The sequence below is a fragment of the Mesorhizobium comanense genome (assembly GCF_005503535.1).
GTDB lineage: Bacteria > Pseudomonadota > Alphaproteobacteria > Rhizobiales > Rhizobiaceae > Mesorhizobium > Mesorhizobium comanense.
This window is the reverse complement of sequence record NZ_SCNN01000005.1, coordinates 214626-237338: the sequence shown is the minus strand read 5'-3', so window position 1 is coordinate 237338 and position 22713 is coordinate 214626. Positions and strand designations below refer to the sequence as shown.

At 63.2% G+C, this 22713-nt stretch carries 27 protein-coding genes; 10 read left to right on the top strand and 17 right to left on the bottom strand.

Annotation, left to right across the window (positions count from 1 at the left end; translation table 11 throughout):
- Positions 1-29: 29 nt before the first annotated feature.
- The 7 genes from FFS37_RS11715 to FFS37_RS11685 form a co-directional block, all read right to left on the bottom strand.
- Entirely contained in the window at positions 30-1442 is a 1413-nt protein-coding gene (locus tag FFS37_RS11715) for a pyridoxal phosphate-dependent decarboxylase family protein (protein ID WP_137931104.1), read from the bottom strand.
- A gap of 106 nt (positions 1443-1548) precedes the next feature.
- Entirely contained in the window at positions 1549-2280 is a 732-nt protein-coding gene (locus FFS37_RS11710; RefSeq protein ID WP_137931103.1) for a peptidase, read from the bottom strand.
- A gap of 222 nt (positions 2281-2502) precedes the next feature.
- Positions 2503-3297 carry a transglutaminase family protein gene (locus FFS37_RS11705; RefSeq protein WP_137931102.1) on the bottom strand — a complete coding sequence of 265 codons (795 nt, stop codon included), beginning with the start codon at positions 3295-3297 and terminating at the stop codon, positions 2503-2505.
- Positions 3298-3310: 13 nt separating this feature from the next.
- Complete coding sequence (locus FFS37_RS11700) at positions 3311-4252, bottom strand: alpha-E domain-containing protein (RefSeq protein ID WP_137931101.1); 942 nt, start codon at positions 4250-4252, stop codon at positions 3311-3313.
- 140 nt (positions 4253-4392) lie between these two features.
- Positions 4393-5805, bottom strand: a complete 1413-nt coding sequence (locus FFS37_RS11695; protein ID WP_171026245.1) for a circularly permuted type 2 ATP-grasp protein — start codon at positions 5803-5805, stop codon at positions 4393-4395.
- 170 nt (positions 5806-5975) lie between these two features.
- Positions 5976-6212, bottom strand: a complete 237-nt coding sequence (locus FFS37_RS11690) for an Lrp/AsnC family transcriptional regulator (protein ID WP_010909609.1) — start codon at positions 6210-6212, stop codon at positions 5976-5978.
- Between the two features lie 81 nt (positions 6213-6293).
- Positions 6294-6917 (bottom strand): DsbA family protein, encoded by a 624-nt coding sequence (locus FFS37_RS11685; protein ID WP_232375627.1) that lies wholly within the window; start codon positions 6915-6917, stop codon positions 6294-6296.
- A gap of 190 nt (positions 6918-7107) precedes the next feature.
- On the opposite strand from FFS37_RS11685, the gene FFS37_RS11680 reads away from it, so the two are divergent.
- Positions 7108-7527: a DUF4864 domain-containing protein gene (locus FFS37_RS11680; RefSeq protein ID WP_137931100.1), complete on the top strand. Its 420-nt coding sequence runs from the start codon at positions 7108-7110 to the stop codon at positions 7525-7527.
- 4 nt (positions 7528-7531) lie between these two features.
- Here FFS37_RS11680 and tgt read toward each other — a convergent pair whose 3' ends face one another.
- From tgt to coaD, 6 genes are all read right to left on the bottom strand, one after another.
- Positions 7532-8662, bottom strand: coding sequence for a tRNA guanosine(34) transglycosylase Tgt (gene tgt, locus FFS37_RS11675; RefSeq protein ID WP_137931099.1), 1131 nt, complete (start codon positions 8660-8662; stop codon positions 7532-7534).
- Positions 8655-9764, bottom strand: coding sequence for a tRNA preQ1(34) S-adenosylmethionine ribosyltransferase-isomerase QueA (gene queA / locus FFS37_RS11670; protein ID WP_137931098.1), 1110 nt, complete (start codon positions 9762-9764; stop codon positions 8655-8657). The genes tgt and queA overlap by 8 nt, the downstream gene beginning before the upstream one ends.
- On the bottom strand, positions 9764-10213 hold the full coding sequence (locus FFS37_RS11665; RefSeq protein WP_137931097.1) for a DMT family transporter: 450 nt from the start codon (positions 10211-10213) through the stop codon (positions 9764-9766). Before FFS37_RS11665 ends, queA begins: the two co-directional genes overlap by 1 nt.
- Positions 10214-10225: 12 nt before the next feature.
- Positions 10226-10738 carry a peptidylprolyl isomerase gene (locus FFS37_RS11660; RefSeq protein ID WP_137931096.1) on the bottom strand — a complete coding sequence of 171 codons (513 nt, stop codon included), beginning with the start codon at positions 10736-10738 and terminating at the stop codon, positions 10226-10228.
- Positions 10739-10764: 26 nt separating this feature from the next.
- Positions 10765-11259, bottom strand: coding sequence for a peptidylprolyl isomerase (locus FFS37_RS11655; protein ID WP_232375638.1), 495 nt, complete (start codon positions 11257-11259; stop codon positions 10765-10767).
- A 111-nt stretch (positions 11260-11370) separates the two neighbouring features.
- Positions 11371-11871 carry a pantetheine-phosphate adenylyltransferase gene (gene coaD / locus FFS37_RS11650; protein ID WP_137931094.1) on the bottom strand — a complete coding sequence of 167 codons (501 nt, stop codon included), beginning with the start codon at positions 11869-11871 and terminating at the stop codon, positions 11371-11373.
- Between the two features lie 193 nt (positions 11872-12064).
- Here coaD and FFS37_RS11645 point away from each other — a divergent pair, with 193 nt between their 5' ends.
- A complete protein-coding gene (locus FFS37_RS11645) occupies positions 12065-12217 on the top strand; it encodes a hypothetical protein (RefSeq protein WP_137931093.1) in 153 nt (50 codons plus the stop codon).
- Between the two features lie 84 nt (positions 12218-12301).
- On the opposite strand, the gene gyrA is transcribed toward FFS37_RS11645, so the two are convergent.
- Positions 12302-15106: a DNA gyrase subunit A gene (gene gyrA, locus FFS37_RS11640; protein ID WP_137931092.1), complete on the bottom strand. Its 2805-nt coding sequence runs from the start codon at positions 15104-15106 to the stop codon at positions 12302-12304.
- 206 nt (positions 15107-15312) lie between these two features.
- On the opposite strand from gyrA, the gene FFS37_RS11635 reads away from it, so the two are divergent.
- Together FFS37_RS11635 and FFS37_RS11630 are read left to right on the top strand one after the other, a co-directional pair.
- A complete protein-coding gene (locus FFS37_RS11635) occupies positions 15313-17016 on the top strand; it encodes a SulP family inorganic anion transporter (RefSeq protein WP_137931091.1) in 1704 nt (567 codons plus the stop codon).
- Positions 17013-17633, top strand: coding sequence for a ParB-like protein (locus FFS37_RS11630; RefSeq protein WP_137931090.1), 621 nt, complete (start codon positions 17013-17015; stop codon positions 17631-17633). Before FFS37_RS11635 ends, FFS37_RS11630 begins: the two co-directional genes overlap by 4 nt.
- Before the next feature lie 23 nt (positions 17634-17656).
- Here the strand turns inward: FFS37_RS11630 and FFS37_RS11625 are convergent, their stop codons facing one another.
- Positions 17657-18475, bottom strand: coding sequence for a helix-turn-helix transcriptional regulator (locus FFS37_RS11625; protein ID WP_137931089.1), 819 nt, complete (start codon positions 18473-18475; stop codon positions 17657-17659).
- 84 nt (positions 18476-18559) lie between these two features.
- Here FFS37_RS11625 and FFS37_RS11620 point away from each other — a divergent pair, with 84 nt between their 5' ends.
- The 4 genes from FFS37_RS11620 (at position 18560) to FFS37_RS11605 (ending at position 20597) form a co-directional block, all read left to right on the top strand.
- Positions 18560-19108 carry a hypothetical protein gene (locus FFS37_RS11620; protein ID WP_137931088.1) on the top strand — a complete coding sequence of 183 codons (549 nt, stop codon included), beginning with the start codon at positions 18560-18562 and terminating at the stop codon, positions 19106-19108.
- 14 nt (positions 19109-19122) lie between these two features.
- Positions 19123-19500, top strand: a complete 378-nt coding sequence (locus FFS37_RS11615) for a VOC family protein (RefSeq protein WP_137931087.1) — start codon at positions 19123-19125, stop codon at positions 19498-19500.
- A gap of 90 nt (positions 19501-19590) precedes the next feature.
- A complete protein-coding gene (locus FFS37_RS11610) occupies positions 19591-20220 on the top strand; it encodes a MarC family protein (protein ID WP_137931086.1) in 630 nt (209 codons plus the stop codon).
- 8 nt (positions 20221-20228) lie between these two features.
- Positions 20229-20597, top strand: coding sequence for a nuclear transport factor 2 family protein (locus FFS37_RS11605; RefSeq protein ID WP_137931085.1), 369 nt, complete (start codon positions 20229-20231; stop codon positions 20595-20597).
- A 38-nt stretch (positions 20598-20635) separates the two neighbouring features.
- Here the strand turns inward: FFS37_RS11605 and FFS37_RS11600 are convergent, their stop codons facing one another.
- Together FFS37_RS11600 and FFS37_RS11595 are read right to left on the bottom strand one after the other, a co-directional pair.
- Positions 20636-21061 (bottom strand): OsmC family protein, encoded by a 426-nt coding sequence (locus FFS37_RS11600; RefSeq protein WP_137931084.1) that lies wholly within the window; start codon positions 21059-21061, stop codon positions 20636-20638.
- Between the two features lie 127 nt (positions 21062-21188).
- Positions 21189-21710: a single-stranded DNA-binding protein gene (locus FFS37_RS11595; RefSeq protein ID WP_137931083.1), complete on the bottom strand. Its 522-nt coding sequence runs from the start codon at positions 21708-21710 to the stop codon at positions 21189-21191.
- Positions 21711-21935: 225 nt separating this feature from the next.
- On the opposite strand from FFS37_RS11595, the gene FFS37_RS11590 reads away from it, so the two are divergent.
- The gene (locus FFS37_RS11590) at positions 21936-22250 is read left to right on the top strand and encodes an ArsR/SmtB family transcription factor (protein ID WP_137931082.1); all 315 of its coding nucleotides are present in this window, start codon (positions 21936-21938) and stop codon (positions 22248-22250) included.
- A complete protein-coding gene (locus tag FFS37_RS11585) occupies positions 22247-22702 on the top strand; it encodes an SRPBCC family protein (protein ID WP_137931081.1) in 456 nt (151 codons plus the stop codon). Before FFS37_RS11590 ends, FFS37_RS11585 begins: the two co-directional genes overlap by 4 nt.
- Positions 22703-22713: the final 11 nt, after the last annotated feature.

Sequence of the window (22713 nt, the reverse complement as noted above, 5' to 3'; positions counted from 1 at the left end):
AAACCCGACGCAATCATGATCCGGCTTGCTCAGGCCATGCCTCTCGCGATTTCGGTGATGACGCCAAATGCAGCATCGACATCATCGCTCGTCGCTTCGAACTGCCCGACCTGAAAGCGGATCGCCACCCACCCATCCACCCTCGTCTGCGTCAGGTAGATGCGCCCATCATCGTTGATCGCATTGACCAGGCGCAGATTGTGCTCGTCGGCATCGACGCTTGAGACAGCTTTGTGCCGGAATGAAAACAGCGACAGCATCGGTTCGCTGACGATCTCGAAATCCGGCTCGTTCGCCAGCCGTCCGGCAAGGCGTTCGCTCCAGGCGACGTGGTTGCGGATCATGGCGCGCAGGTTTTCCAGCCCGTGAGCGCGCAGCAGGAACCATAATTTCAGGGCGCGGAAGCGCCGGCCGAGCGGCACCGACCATTCGGAATAATTGATGATGCCGTCATGGCCATGGGTCTTCAAATAGTCCGGCTTGATCGCCAGCGTCCTGACATGGCTTTCGGGGTCGCGCAGGAACTGGATCGAGCAGTCGAATTGCGCGCCCAGCCATTTGTGCGGATTGAAGACGATCGAATCGGCGCCTTCGACGCCGCTCCAGAAATGGCGGTACTCCGGGCAGATCATCGCCGATCCGGCCCAGGCGGCATCGACATGGAGGTAGAGCCCATGCCGCTTGGCCACTTCTGCGACCGCCGCTATGTCGTCCGTGCCGCCGGTACTCGTGCCGCCGACGCAGGCGATGATGCCGGCTGGCAGTAGGTCAGCCTGCTTGTCGGCGACGATAGCCGCCTCGAGCGCGGCCGTGTCCATGGCGCGAAACCTGCCGCTGACAGGAATGCGCACGAGATTGTCCTCGCCTATCCCGGCGACCCAGATCGCCCGATCGATAGAGGTGTGCACCTGGTCGGAGGAATAGATACGAAGCTTCGCCTGGCCTGCCAGGCCCTTCTTGTTGCCCTGCCAGTCGAGTGCGCGCTCGCGCATGGTCAGCACAGCGTTCAGCGTGGCGGACGAAGCCGAATCCTGGATCGCCCCGGAAAACCCCTCAGGCAGGCCGAGCGCCTGGCGCATCCAGTCGACGGTGCGCGTCTCGAGTTCGGTCGCCGCCGGCGATGTCTGCCACAGCATGCATTGCGCGGCCATTGCCGAGACCAGATATTCCGCCACCACCGAGACCGGCGCCGCGTTCGCAGGGAAATAGGCGAAGAAGCGCGGATGCTGCCAATGCGTCATCCCCGGCACGATCTTGTCTTCGAAATCGGCGAAGATCCTGTCCATCGGCTCGGCATTTTCTGGCGGCGACACCTCGATGCTGCGGAAGATGTCTCCGGGCGCAACCGCCGGACGCACCGGCAGATCACGCAGGCTTGCCCGATAGTCGGCGCCCCAGTCGGCGGCGCGCCGCGACCAGCCGCGGAACTCTTCGTTGTTCATCCATCCTCCCAGGCAGCACGTAATGCCGGCGACCAATCCGGTGTCGGCATTTCATTAACACGTTAATTATGTTGAAGCAACCGGCCAAGCTCAGGGGCAGCCGCCCTCACCCCGGAAAATCCGGCAGGCTGGCAAAAGCCGTCTTCAGCGCGTTCGACCAGCCCTCGGAGATGGCGCGGTAATACGGGTCGTCCTGGCCGATCCGCTTCTTCAGCCCGGCCTGGAAGGCATCCTTTTCCAGGAAAAGCAGGTCCAGCGGCAGACCGACCGACAGGTTCGACTTCAGTGTCGAATCGAACGACACAAGCAGCAGTTTCACCGTCTCGGCCAGACTCATCGTGCGCTCATAGGCGCGGATGATGATCGGCTTGCCGTATTTGGTCTCGCCGATCTGGAAGAAGGGCGTGTCGTCGGTCGATTCGATGAAATTGCCTTCGGGATAGATCATGAACAGGCGCGGCGGACTGCCCTTGATCTGACCACCCAGGATGAAGGAGGCGTTGAAATAGGAATCGGCCTTGTCGCCAGTCGGCGAGGATTGCGCGATGACCTCTTTCACCGTGTCGCCCACCAGCCGCACCGTCTGGTACATCGATGGCGTTTCGAGGAGCTTTTCGTGGCGGTCGCCCACCGCCTTTGTGCGCTCGTCGAGCAGGCTGACCACGGCCTGGGTCGTCGCCAGATTGCCGGCCGACATCAAGACGATGACGCGCTCGCCGGGCTGTTCCCAGACATGCATCTTCTTGAAGGTGGAGATCGAGTCCATGCCGGCATTGGTGCGCGTGTCCGACATGAAGACGAGCCCGCGATCGATCTTGAGGCCGACGCAATAAGTCATGATTTCTCTTCCGGCGGTAATCCCTGGAGTGCTTCACCGTTTCACGGAGACGGCAAATCACTCCAACTCTTTGTTATCACGCAATTTCAGACAGAAAACCGCTCACACTTTTCCTGAAATTGCTTTCGAGCACGACGCCGAACGACACCATGCCCATCCCGTTGACCAGAGACGGATCGAGATTTCAGGTCGATTCGTCCTTCAGCGTCCGGCTCCAGCCGATTACTGCTCGACGCTGACGGTTACAGCAAGCTTCTCTTGCACCTGGCCGAGCAGAATCCCCGAGACGGGCGAGGCATCGCGATAGTCGCGGCCGATCGCTATCCTCACATAACGCTCATCGGGAGAGATGCCGTTGGCGGGGTCGAAGGCGACCCAGCCCAGGCCTGGGACATGCGCCTCGGCCCAGGCATGGCTGGCCGCCTGCTCGACGGCGGCATCCATCATCAGATAGCCGCTGACATAGCGGGCCGGAAAACCCATGGCGCGCGCCGCGGTCGCGAAAATATGGCTGTGGTCCTGGCAGACCCCTGTCTTCAGCGCCAGCGCCTCTTCCGCCGGCGTCGCCGCGTTGGTGGCGCCTGACGTATAGGCGACGCGCTCGCCGATGAGCGCCATCAGCCGGTGCAGCCTTTCGATATCGGTGCCTTTGCCAACTGCCTCGGCCAGGCCGCGTATGCCCGCGCCGATCATCGTCAGGGGCGTTTCCTGCGTGAACAGCCAGAGCGGTGCGAACCCCTGATGCGGTCCGCTCACACCTGACGTGTCGCGCGTCATCACTTCGCCCGAGGCCTCGACGATGATGGCATTGTGACCGCCTTCGATGCTCACCAGCCGCGTGTCATTGCCGAAATGGTCGGCGAAGCGCAACTCCTCGCGCGCGCCGTCGACCTTGATCGTCCACGCGTTGACCGTCTGCGTCTGCCCGCTGAGCGGCAACAACCTCAGCCGCTGCAGCAGATACTGCACCGGCGCATCGTAGCTGTACTCGGTCCGATGGGTGATCTTGAGCCGCATCGCCATCTTCCGCTCAGTAAAACCGATAGTCCTGCGCGATCTCGTCGCCCAGCCTGGTGTTGTCACGGATGAAGCCGGCCAGGAACTCATGCAGGCCGGTGTCGAATATGTCCTTGATCGACCCGGCGCGCAGCATCGCCTGCGTCTTTTCCGCGGTCGCATGACAGGCATGGCGCTCGCCATAGTCATCGCCGAGGAACTTCAGATGCTCGGCCAGGAAGCGGTAGCAGAAGGTCAGCGATCTCGGCATGCGGACATTGAGGATCAGATAGTCGGCGATGTTGGTCGGCTTGTAGTCGGCGTCATAGACCCAGCGGTAGGAGCGATGCGCCGACACCGAGCGCAGGATCGATTCCCACTGGTAGTTGTCGAGGGTCGACCCGACCCAGGAGATCGATGGCAAAAGCACGTAATACTTCACGTCGAGGATGCGAGCCGTGTTGTCGGCGCGTTCGACATAGGTTCCGAGCTGCGAAAAGTCGAAAATCTCGTTGCGCAGCATGGTGCCGTAGAACGAGCCGCGGATCAGGGCCGTCTCGCGCTTGATCGCGTCGAGCACGCTCGGCAGGTCGCGCTCATCGATCGGTCTTGCCAGCATCCGCTTCAGCGCCATCCAGGCCTCGTTGATGCTCTCCCAGGTCTCGCGTGTCAGCGCCGTGCGCACCATGCGGGCATTGTTGCGAGCGGTCTCGATCGACGCCATCGTGCTTGACGGGTTCGACGTGTCGCGGAGCAGGAAGTCGGCTACGTTGGCCGCCGTATAGTCCTGGTATTTCTGCGTGAAAGCGACGTCCGAGCCGGCGCTGAGCAGCACCGAGTTCCACTCTTCCGAGGCATTCTGCGTGCGCGTCAGCGCCATGCGCAGGCCGGCATCCACCAGGCGCGCCATGTTTTCGGCCCGCTCGATATAGCGGTTCATCCAGTAGAGCCCGTTGGCGGTGCGGCCGAGAAGCATGGGAAGGCCCTTCGGGCTAGTGAGTAGGGAATAGTGAGTGGTCAGTGGTAAATAGTTGAATTTCAACGAAATATGGCATGCGCTTCCCCTCTATATCTCACTACTCACTACTCACTACTCACTAATCCCTACTCACTCACTCAATCATCCAGCACCCACGTATCCTTCGTCCCGCCGCCCTGTGAGGAGTTGACGACCAGCGATCCCTCCTTCAGCGCAACGCGCGTCAACCCGCCCGGCACGATCTGGATGCGATCGGAGACCAGCACATAGGGCCTGAGATCGACATGGCGCGGCGACAGGCCCTTCTCGGTCAGGATCGGACAGGTCGACAGCGCCAGTGTCGGCTGTGCGATGTAGTTCGAGGGCTTGGCCTGCAGCTTCTTGGCGAAGGCCTCGCATTCCTTCTTGGTTGCCGCCGGCCCGACCAGCATGCCGTATCCGCCGGAGCCGTGCACTTCCTTGATGACCAGTTCGTGGATGTGCTCGAGCACATATTTCAGGCTATCCGGTTCCGAGCAGCGCCAGGTCGGTATGTTGCCGAGGATCGCCTTGCGCCCGGTATAGAATTCGACGATCTCGGGCATGTAGGAGTAGATCGCCTTGTCGTCGGCGATGCCAGTGCCGGGTGCGTTGGCGATAGTGATGTTGCCGGCGCGGTAGACATCCATGATGCCGGGTATGCCAAGGGCCGAATCCGGCCGGAAGGTCAGCGGGTCGAGGAAGGAATCATCGACGCGGCGGTAAAGCACGTCGATCTGCTTGTAGCCCTCGGTCGTGCGCATCGCGACATGGCCATCGACGACGCGCAGATCCTGCCCCTCGACCAGTTGCACGCCCATCTGGTCGGCTAGGAAGGCGTGCTCGAAATAGGCCGAGTTGAAACTGCCCGGGGTCAGCACGGCGATGGTCGGCGCGCCCTTGGTGCTCTGCGGTCGCACCGCCGCCAGCGACTGGCGCAGCAGCTGCGGGTAGTTCTCGACCGGCCGCACCTTGATCTTCTGGAACAGCTCCGGAAATAGCTGCATCATCGTCTCGCGGTTCTCCAGCATGTAGGAAACGCCGGACGGCGTGCGGGCGTTGTCTTCCAGCACGTAGAACTCGTCCTCGCTGATGCGGACAATGTCGACGCCGATGATGTGGGTGTAAACGCCGGCCGGTGGCCGCACGCCGATCATCTCGGGCAGGAAAGCCTCGTTCCTGGCGATCAGTTCCTTGGGAACGCGGCCCGCGCGCAGGATTTCCTGGCGGTGATAGATGTCGTCGAGGAAAGCATTCAGCGCCTGCACGCGCTGCTCGATGCCTTGCGTCAGGCGACGCCACTCATTGCCTGAGATGATGCGGGGAACGATATCGAACGGGATCAGTCGTTCGGAGGCTTCCTGCTCGCCATAGACGGCGAAAGTGATGCCGGTCTTGCGGAAGACGCGCTCGGCGTCCTGCATCTTCTCGGTAAGCCTGGCGGGATCCTGCTCCTGGAGCCAGCGATCATAAGCCGAATACGGTCTTCTCAATCCGGAGACTTCCGGAAGCATTTCATCGAACGCTGCCAATCGCGTACTCCCCTGTAACGCCATTTCACTGGCGTCGCCGGAGAAAATCAAGCGCAATCGGTGATTTCGAGGGGGCGGGAGATCAGTATGTTGCGACTGCCTAAAATTGGGGCAGCTGATCGACGGGCTTGATCAGGCTTTGCCTTGTGCCCGGGCAAACGCATTCCCGGCTAGAAGGCGCGGAAGGTGACGACCGTAAAAGTGTCCTTGATGCCGGGGAGAATCTGCACCTTCTCGTTGACGAAATGACCGACGTCTTCCTCGTCATCGACATAGAATTTGGCGAGCAGATCGTAATTGCCGGCAGTGGAGTAGATTTCCGAGGCGATCTCGGCATCGGCAAGCGCGCTGGCAACCTCATAGGATTTGCCGAGCTCGCATTTGATCTGCACGAAAAACGCCTTCATGGCTTCGTCCCGCTAAAACTTCCAAGTCCAAGCGGCCCTTCTGGCAGACTGGAGGCGGCCTTTCAAGCGTTGCGACCGTACTTAGCCGGCCCGTGCCTTCGCCACGGCATCCCGCAGTTCGGCGACGGGCATGCCGCGCTTGAACAGCCTGCCGCCAATCACCAGAGCGGGCGTGCCCTGCAATTTGAAGGCGGCGGCCTGGTCAGCGTTACGTGACAGGAGGGCATCGATCTCCGGCTGCAGTCCGGCCAGGCTTGCCCGCGCCCCGGTAACGTCGACGCCGACGGAGCCCAGAATATCGTCGGTCCGATGCTCGGAAAGCCCGCGCTCGTTGGCCATGAGTGCATCCACGGCCGCCGCATAATGGCCGCCGGCCGACAAGGCCATTCGCGCCGCGTCGCGTGACACGTCACCGAAGATCGGCCAATCCTTCATGACCAGCCGGATGCCGTGGTCCTCGGCCATCAGCTTCTTCAGCTCGACGAAGACGAGCTTGCAGACCGGGCACTGGTAGTCGACGAACTCGGCGATGGTCACATCGCCGGCGGGATTGCCAAGTGCGGGGATGGCCGGATCGAAGGCCACTTCGGTGACCGTCGGAGCGGTGTTCGCCCAGGACGGAAAAGGAGCAAAAGCGGCAAGGGAAGCAGCGCCCTTCAACAAAAAGCGCCGGTCGACAGGCTGCGCGAACGTCATTCGTCCCATGGTTTGCTCGCTCTCTCCCCGCCATCCACGATGAGCGCCCCGCCTTAACGGAAGCTTAAGCATAGGGAATCTGCCGACACGAGGGGAATATTGGCCACCGATGAAACCGTAAGTCACCGCCGCGCGTATGTTAGGATGTCTCCGGAATTGCGTTCAGGAGGCAGTTTTCGAGGGACAGCGGAGACAGGCGATGCGCCGTGCTTTTTTCGCATTCATGTTCGTTCCATTCATCCTGGCCTCATCGGCCTTCGCCGGAGACGCCGAGATCAAAGCCGGCCAGGCTGTCATCGACGGCCAGTTGAAGGCTCTCATCGCCAATGACGGCGCAAAGGCCTACAGTTTCGCCGCCCCGAACGTGAAGCAGATCTTCCCCACGGTCGACGCCTTCATGAACATGGTGACCAACGGCTACCCGCCGGTGCGCAAGCCGCAATCCTATTCGTTCGGCAAGGTCGAGCAGACAGGCCCGGGTTCGATCATCCAGCAAGTGCTGATCGTCGGCCCCGACGGCAAGGATTACGAGGCGGTCTACACCTTGCAGCAGCAGCCTGACGGCACGTTCCAGATCACCGGCTGCAGCCTGCGCGCGTCGAACTCGCTGAGCACCTGAGGCCTTACAGGACTGGGATATCGCCTCTAGCCCAACCTTCGGTGACTTCAGCCCCACGCGCGTCGAAGCTGCCGGTCTCGATCGCGGCGCGAATGTCCTGCATCAGCTTCTGATAGTAGGAGAGATTGTTCCAGGTCAAAAGCATGGCGCCGAGCGCTTCCTGTGAGCGCACGAGATGGTGCAGATAGGCGCGTGAATAGTCCCGCGCCGCCGGGCAGTCGCTTTCCTCGTCGAGCGGACGGTGGTCGTCGGCATGGCGGGCGTTGCGCAGGTTGACCTTGCCACGCCTTGTGTAGGCCAGGCCGTGCCGGCCGGCGCGCGTCGGCATCACGCAGTCGAACATGTCGATACCGCGCGCCACCGATTTCAGGATATCGTCTGGTGTGCCGACGCCCATGAGGTAGCGCGGCTTATCCGCCGGCAGTTCCGGACAGGTGATGTCGAGCATTTCAAGCATCACGGCCTGCGGTTCGCCGACGGCGAGGCCGCCGACTGCGTAGCCCTTCAGGTCCATCGCGCTCAGCGCCTGCGCCGAGCGCACCCTGAGCGCCGCATTGTCGCCGCCCTGCACGATGCCGAACATCGCCTTGCCGGGTTGGTCGCCGAACGCCGTCTTGCAGCGCTCGGCCCAGCGCAGAGACAGCTCCATGGCGCGCTCGATCTCTTTCAGCTCGGCCGGCAGCGCCGTGCACTCGTCCAGCTGCATCTGGATGTCGGAATCGAGCAGGCCCTGGATTTCGATCGAGCGTTCCGGCGACATCTCGTAGGGCGCGCCATCGATATGCGAGCGGAAGGTGACGCCCTTTTCGGTCAGCTTTCTCAGTTTCGACAGCGACATCACCTGGAAGCCGCCGCTGTCGGTGAGGATCGGCTGCGGCCAGCGGGCAAACTCGTGCAGGCCGCCAAGCCGCGCGACGCGCTCGGCGCCGGGGCGCAGCATCAGATGGTAGGTATTGCCAAGGATGATGTCGGCGCCGACACCGCGCACCTGGTCCATGTACATCGCCTTGACCGTGCCGCCGGTGCCGACCGGCATGAAGGCAGGCGTGCGGATCTCGCCGCGCGGCATGTCGATGAGCCCGCGCCGCGCCTTGCCATCGGTCGCGAGCACCTTGAAAGAGAACGGCTTAGCCATTGAATTCCTTGTCATGGGCCGGCGCATCGGACACCGCACGGTGAAGCAGGCTCGCGTCTCCGTAGGAATAGAACCTGTAGCGGTTTTCGATGGCATGCGCATAGGCCGCGCGCATCGTGTCGAGACCGCTGAAGGCGGAAACCAGCATGAACAGGGTCGATCGCGGCAGATGGAAATTGGTCATCAGCACGTCGACGCTCTTGAACCGGTAGCCGGGCGTGATGAAGATGTCCGTCGGGCCTGCCCAGGCGGCCAGCGTGCCATCCTGGCGCGCGGCGCTCTCCAGCAGGCGCAACGATGTGGTGCCGACGGCAACGATGCGCCCGCCCCTCGCCCTGGCCGCATTCAGAGCCTGCGCCGTCGCCTCGCTGACCGAGCCGATTTCGGCATGCATCTTGTGGTCTGATGTATCGTCGGCCTTCACCGGCAGGAACGTGCCGGCGCCGACATGCAAGGTGACGAAATGGCGATCGACCCCTTTGGCATCGAGCGCCGCGAACAGTTCCGGCGTGAAATGCAGCCCTGCGGTCGGCGCAGCGACCGCGCCTTCCTCCCTGGCGTAGATCGTCTGGTAGTCGGCCCGGTCGCGCTCATCGTCGGCGCGCTTCGAGGCGATATAGGGCGGCAGGGGAATGTGGCCGACGGCGTGCAGCGCTTCGTCCAGAAATGGTCCCGACAGGTCGAAGCCGAGCAGCGCCTCGCCGCCCTCGCCCTTTTCGATCACCGTGGCGTCCAGCTGGCCGAGGAAACAGGAATTGCCGTCATGGCCGAAATGGATGCGGTCGCCGGCGGCGACGCGCTTGCCAGGCCGCATGAAGGCCAACCACCGGTCGGGCGCCACCCGCATGTGCAATGTGGCCTCGACCTGCGCCACCGCCTCGCCACGCCGCCTGATACCCTTCAGCTGTGCCGGAATGACCTTGGTGTCATTGAACACCAGCACGTCGCCGGCCCTGAGCAAGGCCGGCAGGTCGCCAACCCTGCGGTCATCGAGCGCGTGACCGGGTTTGACCACCAGCAGCCTGGCGCTGTCGCGCGGTTCGGCCGGACGAAGCGCGATGCGCTCCTCCGGCAGGTCGAAATCGAAGAGGTCGACGCGCATCAGTAGAGCCTGACGAGCAGCGCTCCGGCCAGAAGCAGCACCGCGCCGGCGATGCGGCCGAGCGAGATTTCACGCACCGCGACGCCGAGGAAGCCGACGCGGTCGATCAGCATGCCGGCCAGCAATTGCCCGGCCACCAGGAACGCCATCAGCGCGGCGGCCCCGATACGCGGTGTGAGGATGGTGGAAAGCGTCACGTAGAAGCCGCCGAGCATGCCGCCGGCGACAAACAACCATGGCGCCGGCGCCTTCCAGTCGAGGGTGATGCCTTGCAGCTTCACCACCGTGACCGAGATGATGCCGAGCACCACCGCGCCGGACAGGAACGAGAACGCCGCGGCGGCGACCGGTAGACCGAGGCCGCGCGCCAGCTGCGAATTGATCGGCGCCTGGATGGCGATGAAGGCGCCGGACAGTATGCCGAGCAGGGACCAGACAACGCCCATCATCGTCGTTTCGCCTTACTTGACGTCCGCCGCGACCTTCAGCGACACGATCTTGTCGGGATCCTGCACCGGCTCGCCGCGCTTGATCTTGTCGACATTGTCCATGCCTTCAATGACCTGGCCCCAGACCGTATACTGACGGTTCAGGAAAGCGGCATCGTCGAAGCAGATGAAGAACTGCGAATTGGCCGAGTTCGGGTTCTGCGCGCGAGCCATCGAACAGGTGCCTCGGCCGTGATTGGCGTTCGAGAACTCTGCCTTCAGGTCAGGCTTGTCGGAGCCGCCCATGCCGGCGCGGGAAGGCGCGAAAGTCGGCTTGCTCGAATTGCCGAACTTCACGTCGCCGGTCTGCGCCATGAAGCCGTCGATGACGCGGTGGAAGACCACGCCGTCATAGGCGCCTTCCCTGGCCAGTTCCTTGATGCGCGCGACGTGGCCGGGTGCCAGATCGGGGAAGAGTTCGATGACGACCTTGCCCTTGGTCGTTTCCATGATGAGCGCGTTCTCGCGGTCCTTGATTTCGGCCATGTCGGATATCCTTTCTTGAACGAGATTTACTTGTCGGCGGCGATGCGCACTTTGATCATGCGGTCGGGGTCGGTGACGGTGCCGTTGTCGGCCTCATCGCCCTTCTTGATCTTGTCCACAAGATCCATGCCGCTGACGACATTGCCGACGATCGTGTACTGGCCGTCGAGCGAAGGCGCCGGCGCGAACATGATGAAGAACTGCGAATTGGCGGAGTTCGGATCCTGTGAGCGGGCCATGCCGACGACGCCGCGCTTGTAGTGTTCGGTCTGCGAGAATTCAGCAGGCAGATTGGGAAGATCGGAGCCGCCGGTGCCCACGGCCTCGGCGCTGAAACCCTTCTTCATGTTGCCGAACTTGACGTCGCCGGTCTGGGCCATGAAGCCGTCGATGACGCGGTGGAAGGCGACATTGTCATAGGCATGGTCGCGCACCAGCTTCTTGATCTGCGCGACATGCTTGGGCGCCAGGTCAGGGCGGAGCGCGATGGTCACGTCGCCGTCCTTCAGTGTGATGATCATGGTATTTTCGGGATCGGCGGCATGGGCCGAGACCGTGGCGGCCACGAGACCGGCAAGCACGACGAGGAACGAGGCAAGCTTCTTCAGCTGCATATCTATCTCCGGGGATTCCTATTTGGCGAATTTGGCAGTGAGCGCGCCGGCGACAGCCGCCGGCACGAAGGGGCGAATGTCGCCTCCCATCGAGGCTATCTGGCGCACGAGTGTGGCGGTAATGGTTCGCACTGAAGGGCTGGCCGGCAGGAAAACCGTCTGCAGCTCCGGCGCCATGGTCTCGTTCATGCCGGCCATCTGCATCTCGTAGTCGAGATCGGTGCCGTCACGCAGCCCACGGATCATGATCGAGGCGCCCTCTCTCCTGGCCGCATCGATGACCAGTCCGTCAAAGGCGACGACCTTGATGCGGGCGCCATCGCGGCCGAACTCGGCCTTGGTCGCGGCCTCGATCAGATGCACCCGCTCCTCGAAGGAGAACAGCGGCTTCTTGCCGGGATGGATGCCGATAGCCGCATAGACAATGTCGGCCACAGCCAGCGACGCTTTCAGCACATCGAGATGGCCGTTGGTCAGCGGGTCGAAGGAGCCGGCATAAAGGGCGGTGCGTTCGGTCATGCCGGTGCTTCTAGCGGGCGCGCGGGCGGAAGGCAAATCCGATCGAGATCATCTCTGTGAACCTTTCGGCGCACATGAACGACAGATGAACACGCTGATCACGAAGCCTTCACGCAGCGTTCACTAGGTTGCATCTTAATAAGATGAAACCAAAGTCCCATCTATCCGTTGTAAGGCGCAGGAGAACACGCACATGCTGATCTACATGCTCGCCACCGCAATGACCGTTGCCATGCTGATCGCCACAGTATTCGGGCTGCATCAGGAGGCGCAACGCGCCCGCGTCAAGGCAACCACGAAACGCTTCGAAGGCTTCGGTCCGCGCAAGCCCTATCGTAACTACTAAGCCGATCCCGGCTAACCTGCCTGACTTTTTCAACACGCCGGCCGATTGGCCGGCGTTGCCACATCAGGAGACTTGTTGCCGGATTTATTCGGCGCTCTCCGGACCGGCCTCGGCCGACGGATCGCTGCCGGCACCATTCTCGACGGCCTCCTCGCCTTCCTCGTCCGATTGCGGCTCCGAAATGCGCTCGACCGAAACCACCTTTTCGCCTTCGGCGGTGTTGAAGATGGTCACACCCTTGGTGGCACGGCTGGCGAAACGGATGCCGTTGACCGGCACGCGGATGACGGTACCGCCATCGGAAACCAGCATGATCTGGTCGTCATTGCCGACCGGGAACGTCGCCACCAGCCTGCCGATTTCGGCGGTTTTCGACACGTCGGTGGCGCGGATGCCCTTGCCGCCGCGCCCCGTCAGGCGGAAATCATAGGACGAAGACCGCTTGCCGTAGCCATATTCGGTGACCGTCAGCACGTACTTTTCATGCGCCTTGAGGAACTCGTAGCGCTCTTCGGAGAGCTCGGTCTCCTCGCCGACCTCTTCATTGGTCAGCGCGATCTCTTCCTCTTCACCGGCAGCAACCCCGGCGGCAAGCCGTCGTTCGGCCGCGGCCCGCTTGAGGTAGGCGGCGCGTTCCGCTGGCGGCGCATCGACATTCTCGATCACCGACATGGAGATGATGCGGTCGGCCTCGGCCATGGTTATGCCGCGCACGCCAACCGAGTTTCGGCTCTGGAAGACGCGCACGTCGCCGACGGGGAAGCGAATGCACTGGCCGGAGCTGGCGGTCAGAAGCACATCGTCATTGTCGGTGCAGGTCTCGACGCCGAGAATCTCGTCGCCTTCTTCCTCCAGCTTCATGGCGATCTTGCCGTTGCGGTTGACCTGGACGAAGTCGGACAGCTTGTTGCGGCGCACGGTGCCGCGCGTGGTGGCGAACATCACGTCGAGCTCGCCCCAGCTCGTCTCGTCCTCGGGCAGCGGCATGATGGTGGTGATGCGCTCGCCCTGCTCCAGCGGCAGCATGTTGATCAGCGCCTTGCCGCGCGACTGCGGATTGCCGATCGGCAGCCGCCAGACCTTTTCCTTGTAGACGATGCCGCGCGAGGAGAAGAACAGCACCGGCGTGTGCGTGTTGGCCACGAACAGACGGGTGACGAAATCCTCGTCCTTGGTCGACATGCCGGAGCGGCCCTTGCCGCCGCGGCGCTGTGCCCGGTAGAGCGACAGCGGCACGCGCTTGATGTAGCCCGAATGGCTCACCGTCACGACCATGTCCTCGCGCTGGATCAGGTCCTCGTCTTCCATGTCGGCGCCGCCGTCGGTCAGTTCGGTACGGCGCGGCGTGCCGAACTCGTCGCGCACTGCGGCGAGCTCGTCCTTGACGATCTGCTGGACGCGGGCGCGCGAAGACAGGATGTCGAGATAATCGAGGATCTCTGTGCCGATCGTGTTCAGTTCGTCGGCGATCTCGTCGCGGCCGAGCGCGGTCAGGCGCTGCAGGCGCAGTTCGAGGATGGCGCGCGCCTGTTCCTCGGACAGGTTGTAGGTGCCGTCCTCGTTGATGCGGTGGCGCGGGTCGTCGATCAGCAGGATCAGCGATTCGACATCGCCTGCGGGCCAGCGCCGCTCCATCAACTGCTCGCGCGCCGTCTGAGGATCGGGCGCGGTGCGGATCAGCTTGATCACTTCGTCGATATTGGCGACGGCGATGGCGAGGCCTACCAGGACATGGGCGCGGTCGCGCGCCTTGCGCAGCAGGAACTTGGTGCGCCGGGTGACCACCTCCTCGCGGAAGGTGACGAACGCCTTCAGCATGTCGGTCAGCGTCAGCAGTTCCGGCTTGCCGCCGTTCAGCGCCACCATGTTGGCGCCGAAAGAGGTCTGCAGCGGCGTGAAGCGGTAAAGCTGGTTGAGGATGACGTCGGCCACCGCGTCGCGCTTCAGTTCGATGACGACGCGATAGCCCTGGCGATCGCTCTCGTCACGGATGTCTGAAATGCCCTCGATGCGCTTGTCGCGCACCAGTTCGGCCATCTTCTCGATCATCGAGGCCTTGTTCACCTGATAGGGAATCTCGGTGATGATGATCGATTCGCGATCATTGCCGCGCGGCTCGATGTTGACCCTGCCGCGCATGACGATGGAGCCGCGGCCGGTCGAATAGGCGCTGTAGATGCCCGAACGGCCAAGCACGATGCCGCCGGTCGGAAAATCCGGGCCCGGAATGATTTCCATCAGCGCCGGCAGGTCGATCGCCGGATTGTCGATGATGGCGATCGCGCCGTTGCAGACTTCGCTCAGATTGTGCGGCGGGATGTTGGTGGCCATGCCGACGGCGATGCCGCCGGAGCCGTTGACCAGAAGATTGGGAAAACGAGCCGGCAGGACCTTGGGTTCGCTGCCGGAAGCATCGTAAGTGTCCTGGAAATCGACGGTTTCCTTGTCGATGTCTTCCAGAAGCTCATGCGCGACCTTGGTCAGCCTGGACTCGGTGTAACGCATTGCCGCCGGCGGATCGCCGTCGATGGAGCCGAAATTGCCTTGCCCGTCGATCAGCGGCACGCGCAGCGACCAGTCCTGCGCCATGCGCACCAGGGCGTCATAGATCGAGGCGTCGCCGTGCGGATGGTATTTACCCATCACGTCGGCGACAGGACGCGCCGATTTCACATATTTGCGGTTCCAGTGGTAGCCGCTCTCATGCGAGGCAAAGAGAATGCGGCGGTGCACCGGCTTCAGGCCGTCGCGCACGTCCGGCAGCGCACGGCTGACGATCACGCTCATGGCGTAATCGAGATAGGAGCGCTGCATCTCCTCGATGATGGATATCGGCTCGATGCCGGTGGGGCCGCCATCGGCGCCGCGCGGTGTCTTCTGGTCGGTCAAATCGGATCACAATCTAATCAGGAATCACTTGCTGCTTATATAGGAAGCGGGGCTGAAACTCCAATGTCGTCGGCACTTTTCCAGTGTCATTTTTGGTGGTAATTTCAAATGGATACCACCGATTGCGACGATATGGCCAAGGTGCTTTTCAGGACCGTCGCGGCAAAAGCCGCCTGTTGGGTGTCTTTCCAGCAAAGGCCTGCCCCATGACGAATCTGGCCTCCTGGCTGCCCTTCCAATCGCTGCGCGGCTGGACGCCGGCGAACATCAATGGCGACCTCATTGCCGGCTTCACCCTGGCGGCGATCGCAATTCCCGAACAGATGGCGACGGCGCGGCTCGGCGGCTTCGCACCCGAAATCGGTTTTTTCGTCTTCGTCGCCGGTTCGGTGGCGTTCGCGGCCTTCGGCGCCAACCGTTACCTGTCGGCCGGCGCGGATTCGACCATCACGCCGCTTTTTGCCGGAGGCCTGGCCTTGCTGGCGGCCAGCGGCTCGCCGCAATATCTCGCGATGGCGGCGACACTGGCGGTGATGGTTGGAGCGCTGGTCATCCTTTGCGGCCTGCTTCGACTCGGCTGGATCGCCGACCTCCTGTCGGTTCCGGTCACCACCGGTTTCCTTGCCGGCATCTCGATCCACATCATCGTCTCGCAACTGCCGGGACTGCTTGGCCTGCCGGCGGAAAGCGGAGAGACGCTGCAACGCGTCGGCGAGATTGCCGCCAATATCCACCTCACCAACCCGTGGAGCCTGATCCTGGGCCTTGGCGTGTTCCTCATCGTCTTTGTCTGCGAGCGCATCAGCGCACGCATTCCCGGAGCCCTGATCGGGCTCGTGCTGGCGACGCTGGCCGTCATCGTGCTCGGTCTGGCAAACCGTGGCGTCGCCGTGCTCGGCGCGTTGCCGAACGGCCTGCCCCGGGCCAGCCTTCCCCTGGCCGGCCTCGATGACATCCAGGCGCTGTTGCCACTGGCTTTGCTGATCGCCATCGTCGTCATGGTCCAGACGGCGGCAACCGCCCGTTCCTTCGTGCCGCCCCAGGGCGAGGCGCCCGACGTCAACCGCGATTTCGTCGGCGTCGGCGCCGGCGGCGTCGCTTCCGGCCTGTTCGGGGGCTTTCCGGTCAATGCCAGTCCCCCTCGCACGGCGATCGCCGCCCAGACAGGCGGGCATTCGCAAGTGGCGGGCCTCGTCGCGGCCGCCATCGTCCTGGCGCTCGGCGCGTTTGGCGGCGGCCTGCTTGCCAGCGTTCCGCAGGCAGCCCTCGCGGGCGTGCTTCTGTTCGTGGCGCAGCGCATTCTGCGCTGGCAGGTGTTCGCCAATGTCTACCGCCAGGCCCCGATCGAATTCGTGCTGATCCTGATCACGATGGTGGCGATCGTTGCGCTGCCGATCCAGATCGGCGTTGCCATCGGCATCGGTCTTTCGCTGCTGCATGGCGTCTGGAGCGCGACACGCACGCAGCCCATCGAGCTCGACCAGGTGCCCGGAACATCGGTCTGGTGGCCGCCAACCCAAGGAGCGCCGGGGAATCAGACGCCCGGCGTGCTGGTCGCGGCGTTCCAGGCGCCGCTGTCCTTCGTCAATGCCGACCGCTTCAAGCGCGGCTTTTGCCAATTGGTCGATGCCGGAAAGGGTGACGTGAAGCTCGTCGTCCTGGAAGCCAGTAACATTGTCGAGATCGACTACACCGCCGCCCAGGCATTGATCGAAACCATCACCCATTGCCGCAATGCGGGCGCAATATTCGCCATTGCTCGCATGGAATCGGTACGCGCCCAGGCTGCCCTGGCCCGCTTCGGCATCATCGACCTTGTCGGCCCGCAGCGGATCTTCCACAGCGTCGATGCCGCCGTCAGGGCGCTGCATGCCGGTCCGCCGCCGGAAAAACAGGAGAGCCCCGCATGATCGTGCTCAGAGAGCCGCTGGTGACCCCGGTTCCGGTCAAGGAACTGCGGCCGACGCAGATTACCGTCGGCATGCGCGAGGTCGAGCTGAAGCGCCAGATGATCCGTTCGCAGAGTGCGGCCAAGACAGGCGCCTTCCTTGGCAAGCACATGGTTCCCGTGGTGCTGGGACCGAAAAGACGCAACTATGTCACCGATCATCATCATCTGGCGCGCGCCTTGCTCGAGGAAGGGGTCAAGGACGTGCTCGTAACGGTGATCAGCGACTTGTCGGCCCTCGACAAGGACGCGTTTCTTTTCATGCTCGACAACAGGGGCTGGATGCATCCTTTCGACGCAAACGGCCAGCGCCGCGACTATGCGGCGATCCCCAAGACCATCGGCGAGCTCGTCGACGACCCTTACCGCAGCATGGCGGGCGAACTGCGCCGGCTGGGCGGCTACGCCAAGGACACGACGCCGTTCAGCGAATTCATCTGGGCGGATTTCCTGCGCCGGCGCATCGACCGGGATGCCGTGACGAAGAATTTCGACAAGGCGATGAAGGAAGCCCTCGTCCTGGCCAAGGGCGCGGAAGCGAACTATCTGCCCGGCTGGTGCGGGCCGACCACGGACTGACGCCGCGGGACCGGGAATCGTTGTCAGCGCTCTGCGCGATAGCGGCCCGGCGTCTGGCCCATGACGTTTCGGAACCGGCGGTTGAAGGTCGACAGATCGTTGAAGCCGGCCTCGAAAGCGATCGTGGAGATGGCATCGGGCGACATGCGCAGCCGGACGGCGGCGCGATGCAGGCGGGTCTTCAGCAGGAACTGGTAAGGCGTCATGCCGGCTACCTGCCGGAAGGTACGCAAGAAATGATACGGGCTGGTCGCGGTTTCGCTGGCAAGCATCGATAACGAAACCGGTGCGTCGGCTTCGATCTCGATACGCCGCACCGCTTCGGCGACCCGTTTCTGATCGCGGCGGCTCGGGGTGCGCGCGAGAGGCGTCGTGCCCGAGGCGGCTGCCACGGCGGCACCGGCGATACGCAGTCCGAGTTCCTCGAACAAGCTGGCCTCGCTCGTCTCGCGCGCGGCCTCCATCTCGGCCAGCAGCGCTGCCAGGGCCGGCAGAGGCGGCAGGCGCGGCGCTCCGAAGTCGAGCGCCCTGGCGCCGGGCACGTGAGCGACGATCCTTTCCATATAGGCCGGCCGGAAATGAAACGAGATACAGCGGTCGCCACCGCCATGCTCGTGCCCGCATTCATAGCAGGTGCCGGAATTGCCGAGCAGAAGCGCGCCAGGCGCCAGCATGGCTGTGCCCTGTGGTGCGCGATAGCGGAATGTGCCGCTGGTGACCACGGCGACGCAGAAATCCTGATGCGCTTCCTCGAAAGGCGGATCGCCGGCGCGGGCGGTGCAGATCACGTCCGCCACATGCCAACCGGGTCCGGATGCGAGGGTGCGGGTGATCGCGGTCATCGCCCAGATATAGCAATTTTTCCCAAGCCCGGAAGTGCGCCGCCGCCTACTCCTATCGGTCTCCTGACAAGAAGAGACCGCGCCATGTTCGACCCCTTTGCCGAAGCTTTGCACAGTCCCGGACCGATCGAGGGGCTTGCCGGGAAGCTGAACCTCTACGGCCGCTTCGTCGGCGCCTGGACGTTCGACGCATCGCGCCACCTCGAGGACGGCACCGTGCTGACCGGACGCGGCGAGGTGCATTTCGGCTGGGTGCTGGAGGGCCGCGCCATCCAGGACGTCTGGATCCTCCCGGCACGTGACGCCGGCCCCTCGCCCGCCCTTGGCAAATGGACGTTCTACGGGACGACGCTGCGCCTCTACGACCCCGGCGCGGATGCCTGGCACATATTCTGGAGTGACCCGCGCAATCAGTATTACAGCCGGCAGTCCGGCCGTGCCGAGGGCGACAGGATCGTGCAGGTCGGTGCCGACGGCAGCGGTTCGTCGGTGCGCTGGAGTTTTTCGCGGATCACCGAAAATTCGTTCCGATGGCTCGGCGAACGCTCGCACGACGATGGCGCGACCTGGCGGCTGGAGGTGGAATTCCTGGCACGCCGCGTTACGGCAATTCAACCTGACAACACCTTGTAACAATGGAGAAAAACATGTTCGATCACGTCTCGATCGGCGTTCGCGACTGCAACGCCTCCAAGCGCTTCTACGACGCCGCGCTGAAGCCGCTGGGGTACAGCTGCCTGAGCCAGTCGCAGGGATCGCTGGGTTATGGCGCGCAAGGTGTCGCATTGTGGGTGAACGAAGCGTCCCGGCCGGTGCCGGCGGACGAAAAATCCGGCCTGCATTTCTGCTTCACCGCACCGACGCGAGACAGTGTCGATGCGTTCCATGCCGGTGCCGTGCGTGCGGGCGGGCGCGACAATGGCGCGCCGGGCCTGCGCTTGGACTATGGCCAAGACTATTACGCCGCGTTCGTCGTCGATCCCGACGGCTATCGTCTTGAAGCCTACTGCGGCGCTGCCAGCTGAGCGGGTTTCACAACCCTGACTGTTCCCACCGACCAGGCTTTGCTCTACCAATATCGCGGTACGGGCCTGGCCCGGCGGGAGGGGTCAGAGATGCCGAGCTTCGACAGCCTGTTCAACGCCTTCGTCACCATTCTGGTGACCATCGATCCGCCCGGCCTGGCGCCGCTGTTTCTTGCCGTGACACGCGGCATGAACCGCGACGAGCGCCAGCAAGTGTCGGTGCGCGCCTCGGTCATCGGCTTCCTGGTGATGGCCCTGTTCGCCATCGCCGGCGCCTCGATCCTGTCGGTGTTCGGCATCACGCTGCCGGCCTTCCGCGTCGCCGGCGGTTTCCTGCTGTTCTTCATCGCCTTCGAAATGGTGTTCGAGCGCCGGCAGGACCGCAAGGAGAAGATCGGCGACGTCGCCATCACCAAGGACATGATCCACAACATCGCCGCTTTCCCGCTGGCAATCCCGCTGATCGCCGGCCCCGGCGCGATTTCGGCGACGGTGCTGCTCTCCGGCTCGTTCCAGGGCTTTGCCGCGCAGGCGGCACTCGTCGGCATCATCTTTGCCTGCCTGGTCATCACCTACCTGGTGTTCGTGCTGTCGGAGCGCATCGACCGCATCCTCGGCCAGACCGGCCGCTCGATCCTGACCCGCCTGCTCGGCGTCATCCTGGCGGCGCTGGCCGTGCAGTTCGTGGCCGACGGAATCAAGGCGCTGATGGTTGGGTAGCATTTGAAATGACTGTCGATCCAAGGATTGTCGAACTGGAACTGGCACTGTTGAAGGCGCCAACGCGCTCCGATCCGGATTTTCTCGACGCTGTCCTGGACGACGACATGATCGAGTTCGGCAAGTCCGGCCATGAATACGACAAGCGGTCAATCCTGGCCGCGCTGACAGCCTCCGAAGATGGGCCGGTGCCCGACGATCATCTGGAGATGACCAACATCCGGGCAGTCCAGTTGGCTCCGGAGGTTGTGCTCCTCACCTATCGCCTGCGACCCAAGACAGGGAATGCCGTGGCGTCATTGCGCAGCTCCGTCTGGTCGCGCCGCGACGGAAACTGGCGGCTCGTGTTCCACCAGGGAACGCGTGCGGCCTCATAGGCCAGGCGGCATTCCCATGAAGCGGTCGCCGGCTGCCCCTACTTCGCCGCTGTGTCGACCACTTCGAAATCATGCGTGATCGTGGCGGTCTTGGCCATCATGGCCGAGGCAGAGCAGTACTTGTCGATCGACAGGTCGATCGCGCGCTTGACCTTGTCGTGCGAGAGCGCGCGGCCCTTGACGATGAAATGCATATGGATGCGGGTGAACACTTTCGGCTCGGTCTCGGCTCGGTCGGCATCGAGTTCGACCACGCAGTCCTCGACCGCCTCACGCCCCTTTTCGAGAATGTGCACGACATCATAGGCCGAACAGCCGCCGGTGCCGATCAGAACCAGTTCCATCGGGCTCGGCCCCGGCGTCCGGCCTTCAGCACCGGAGGCAGTGCCCAGCACGAGCTTGTGGCCGCTGCCGGACTCGCCGACGAAAGTGCGCTCCTCGACCCATTTCACCCGTGCCTTCATTGCCCTGTCCTTTCAGTCCTTGACCGCCTGCTTCCGGCGAAATCAACAATGCAAAACCCCGAAAGTCCATGCCGGACCTTCGGGGCGCGCATCATCCGCGGCGTCGGCCGCCCGTCCATGTCTGCGATCAGAACGGGATTTCGTCGTCCAGTTCGCGCGAAGAACCGCCGCCGCCGCCGCCCCTCGAAGAGCCGCCGCCACGGTTGAAGCTTTCATTCGGGCTGGACTGGCCGAAATCGGAACCGCGGCTGCTGCCGCCACCTGAATAGCCGCCGACCTGACCGCCCTCGCCCTGGCCGCGCCCGTCGAGCATCTGCAGCTCGCCGCGGAATTTCTGCAGCACGACCTCGGTCGTGTACTTGTCGGCGCCGGTCTGGTCCTGCCATTTGCGGGTCTGCAACTGGCCCTCGACATAGACCTTCATGCCCTTCTTCAAATACTGCTCCGCCACCTTGGCGAGCTGGTCGTTGAAGATGACGACATTGTGCCACTCGGTCTTTTCCTTGCGCTCGCCGGAATTCTTGTCGCGCCAGCTTTCCGACGTGGCGATGCGGATGTTGACGACCGGCTCGCCGGAATTCAGGCGGCGGATTTCAGGATCCGCGCCGAGATTGCCGACCAGAATGACCTTGTTGACGCTACCCGCCATGATACTTCTCCGCGCTCATCCGAAACAAATTTTGTGGCAGCACCTTACAGGTTGCGCACGTCACCCGCCTGCCAAGGCTGGCTTTTCCCACAAGGTTTTTGTTCTCTTTTCGTTCCTATATGCACTGCCGCTGATTGTCAAGGAATGGCAGCAATGGGCTGGACACGCATATGGGTCTCAAAACATCGCTTGCCAAATCAATAAGTATCGACTTATGCTTTTGCCATGATCGAAGCAGAGATTTTCCGCGCCCTGGCGGACCCGACGCGCCGCGCCGTCTTCGAACGGCTCGCCGCGGCCGAGATGAGCGTGTCGGAGCTGCGCAGCGGCATGACGGTGTCGCAGCCGGCCGTCTCCCAGCACCTGGCGGTCTTGCGTAGCGCCGGCCTGGTGATCGAGCGGCGTGCCGGCCGCAACGCCTACTACCGCGCCGACCCCAAGGGGCTTACGCCGCTGCTCTCCTGGATCGAACGCTACCGCGCCTTCTGGCCGGAGCGCATCGAAAGACTGAAGACCGTTTTGAAGGAGATGGATCAATGAAGACCGAGACCGAAGCGGACGCGCTCGAGTTCGAATACGATCTTGCCGAGCCGCCGGAAAAAGTATGGCGGGCGCTGACGGTTCCGGAACTGCTGGCCGCCTGGATGATGCCGAACGACATGAAGCCGCAACCCGGCAGCCGCTTTGCCTTCACCGGATCGGATACGGCGATCGAATGCGAGGTTCTCGAAGCTCAGCCCGAACGATTGCTGCGCTATTCCTGGCGCGAGCATGCAGGCATCGTGGGCGATCCACTCGACAGCGTCGTTACTTTCACCCTCGATCGCACAGCCTCCGGCGGCACGCATCTGCGCATCGTCCATGACGGCTTTGCCCGCAAGGCCATGCCCGCGGTTGCCATGGCGAACGCCGGCTGCAGGCTTTCCCTGGGCTTGCGTGAGACCGCAAAGCCTGTCGCCGCGAACATCCCGCCGCTGATGCGCGCGGCCTGAACACATACAAT

Excerpts from the sequence above, each read along its gene's own strand:
- queA (WP_137931098.1), bottom strand. The coding sequence starts at position 9,764 with ATGCGCGTCGACCTCTTCGATTTCGACCTGCCGGAGGAGCGCATCGCG.
- FFS37_RS11715 (WP_137931104.1), bottom strand. The coding sequence starts at position 1,442 with ATGAACAACGAAGAGTTCCGCGGCTGGTCGCGGCGCGCCGCCGACTGG.
- FFS37_RS11680 (WP_137931100.1), top strand. The coding sequence starts at position 7,108 with ATGCGCCGTGCTTTTTTCGCATTCATGTTCGTTCCATTCATCCTGGCC.
- FFS37_RS11595 (WP_137931083.1), bottom strand. The coding sequence starts at position 21,710 with ATGGCGGGTAGCGTCAACAAGGTCATTCTGGTCGGCAATCTCGGCGCG.
- FFS37_RS11655 (WP_232375638.1), bottom strand. The coding sequence starts at position 11,259 with ATGATCATCACACTGAAGGACGGCGACGTGACCATCGCGCTCCGCCCT.
- FFS37_RS11620 (WP_137931088.1), top strand. The coding sequence starts at position 18,560 with ATGTTCGACCCCTTTGCCGAAGCTTTGCACAGTCCCGGACCGATCGAG.
- FFS37_RS11665 (WP_137931097.1), bottom strand. The coding sequence starts at position 10,213 with ATGATGGGCGTTGTCTGGTCCCTGCTCGGCATACTGTCCGGCGCCTTC.
- FFS37_RS11590 (WP_137931082.1), top strand. The coding sequence starts at position 21,936 with ATGATCGAAGCAGAGATTTTCCGCGCCCTGGCGGACCCGACGCGCCGC.
- FFS37_RS11615 (WP_137931087.1), top strand. The coding sequence starts at position 19,123 with ATGTTCGATCACGTCTCGATCGGCGTTCGCGACTGCAACGCCTCCAAG.
- FFS37_RS11685 (WP_232375627.1), bottom strand. The coding sequence starts at position 6,917 with ATGGGACGAATGACGTTCGCGCAGCCTGTCGACCGGCGCTTTTTGTTG.
- FFS37_RS11610 (WP_137931086.1), top strand. The coding sequence starts at position 19,591 with ATGCCGAGCTTCGACAGCCTGTTCAACGCCTTCGTCACCATTCTGGTG.
- FFS37_RS11585 (WP_137931081.1), top strand. The coding sequence starts at position 22,247 with ATGAAGACCGAGACCGAAGCGGACGCGCTCGAGTTCGAATACGATCTT.
- FFS37_RS11635 (WP_137931091.1), top strand. The coding sequence starts at position 15,313 with ATGACGAATCTGGCCTCCTGGCTGCCCTTCCAATCGCTGCGCGGCTGG.
- FFS37_RS11625 (WP_137931089.1), bottom strand. The coding sequence starts at position 18,475 with ATGACCGCGATCACCCGCACCCTCGCATCCGGACCCGGTTGGCATGTG.
- FFS37_RS11660 (WP_137931096.1), bottom strand. The coding sequence starts at position 10,738 with ATGGCCGAAATCAAGGACCGCGAGAACGCGCTCATCATGGAAACGACC.
- FFS37_RS11690 (WP_010909609.1), bottom strand. The coding sequence starts at position 6,212 with ATGAAGGCGTTTTTCGTGCAGATCAAATGCGAGCTCGGCAAATCCTAT.
- FFS37_RS11645 (WP_137931093.1), top strand. The coding sequence starts at position 12,065 with ATGCTGATCTACATGCTCGCCACCGCAATGACCGTTGCCATGCTGATC.
- tgt (WP_137931099.1), bottom strand. The coding sequence starts at position 8,662 with ATGGCTAAGCCGTTCTCTTTCAAGGTGCTCGCGACCGATGGCAAGGCG.
- coaD (WP_137931094.1), bottom strand. The coding sequence starts at position 11,871 with ATGACCGAACGCACCGCCCTTTATGCCGGCTCCTTCGACCCGCTGACC.
- FFS37_RS11705 (WP_137931102.1), bottom strand. The coding sequence starts at position 3,297 with ATGCGGCTCAAGATCACCCATCGGACCGAGTACAGCTACGATGCGCCG.
- FFS37_RS11605 (WP_137931085.1), top strand. The coding sequence starts at position 20,229 with ATGACTGTCGATCCAAGGATTGTCGAACTGGAACTGGCACTGTTGAAG.
- FFS37_RS11700 (WP_137931101.1), bottom strand. The coding sequence starts at position 4,252 with ATGCTTCTCGGCCGCACCGCCAACGGGCTCTACTGGATGAACCGCTAT.
- FFS37_RS11710 (WP_137931103.1), bottom strand. The coding sequence starts at position 2,280 with ATGACTTATTGCGTCGGCCTCAAGATCGATCGCGGGCTCGTCTTCATG.
- FFS37_RS11600 (WP_137931084.1), bottom strand. The coding sequence starts at position 21,061 with ATGAAGGCACGGGTGAAATGGGTCGAGGAGCGCACTTTCGTCGGCGAG.
- FFS37_RS11630 (WP_137931090.1), top strand. The coding sequence starts at position 17,013 with ATGATCGTGCTCAGAGAGCCGCTGGTGACCCCGGTTCCGGTCAAGGAA.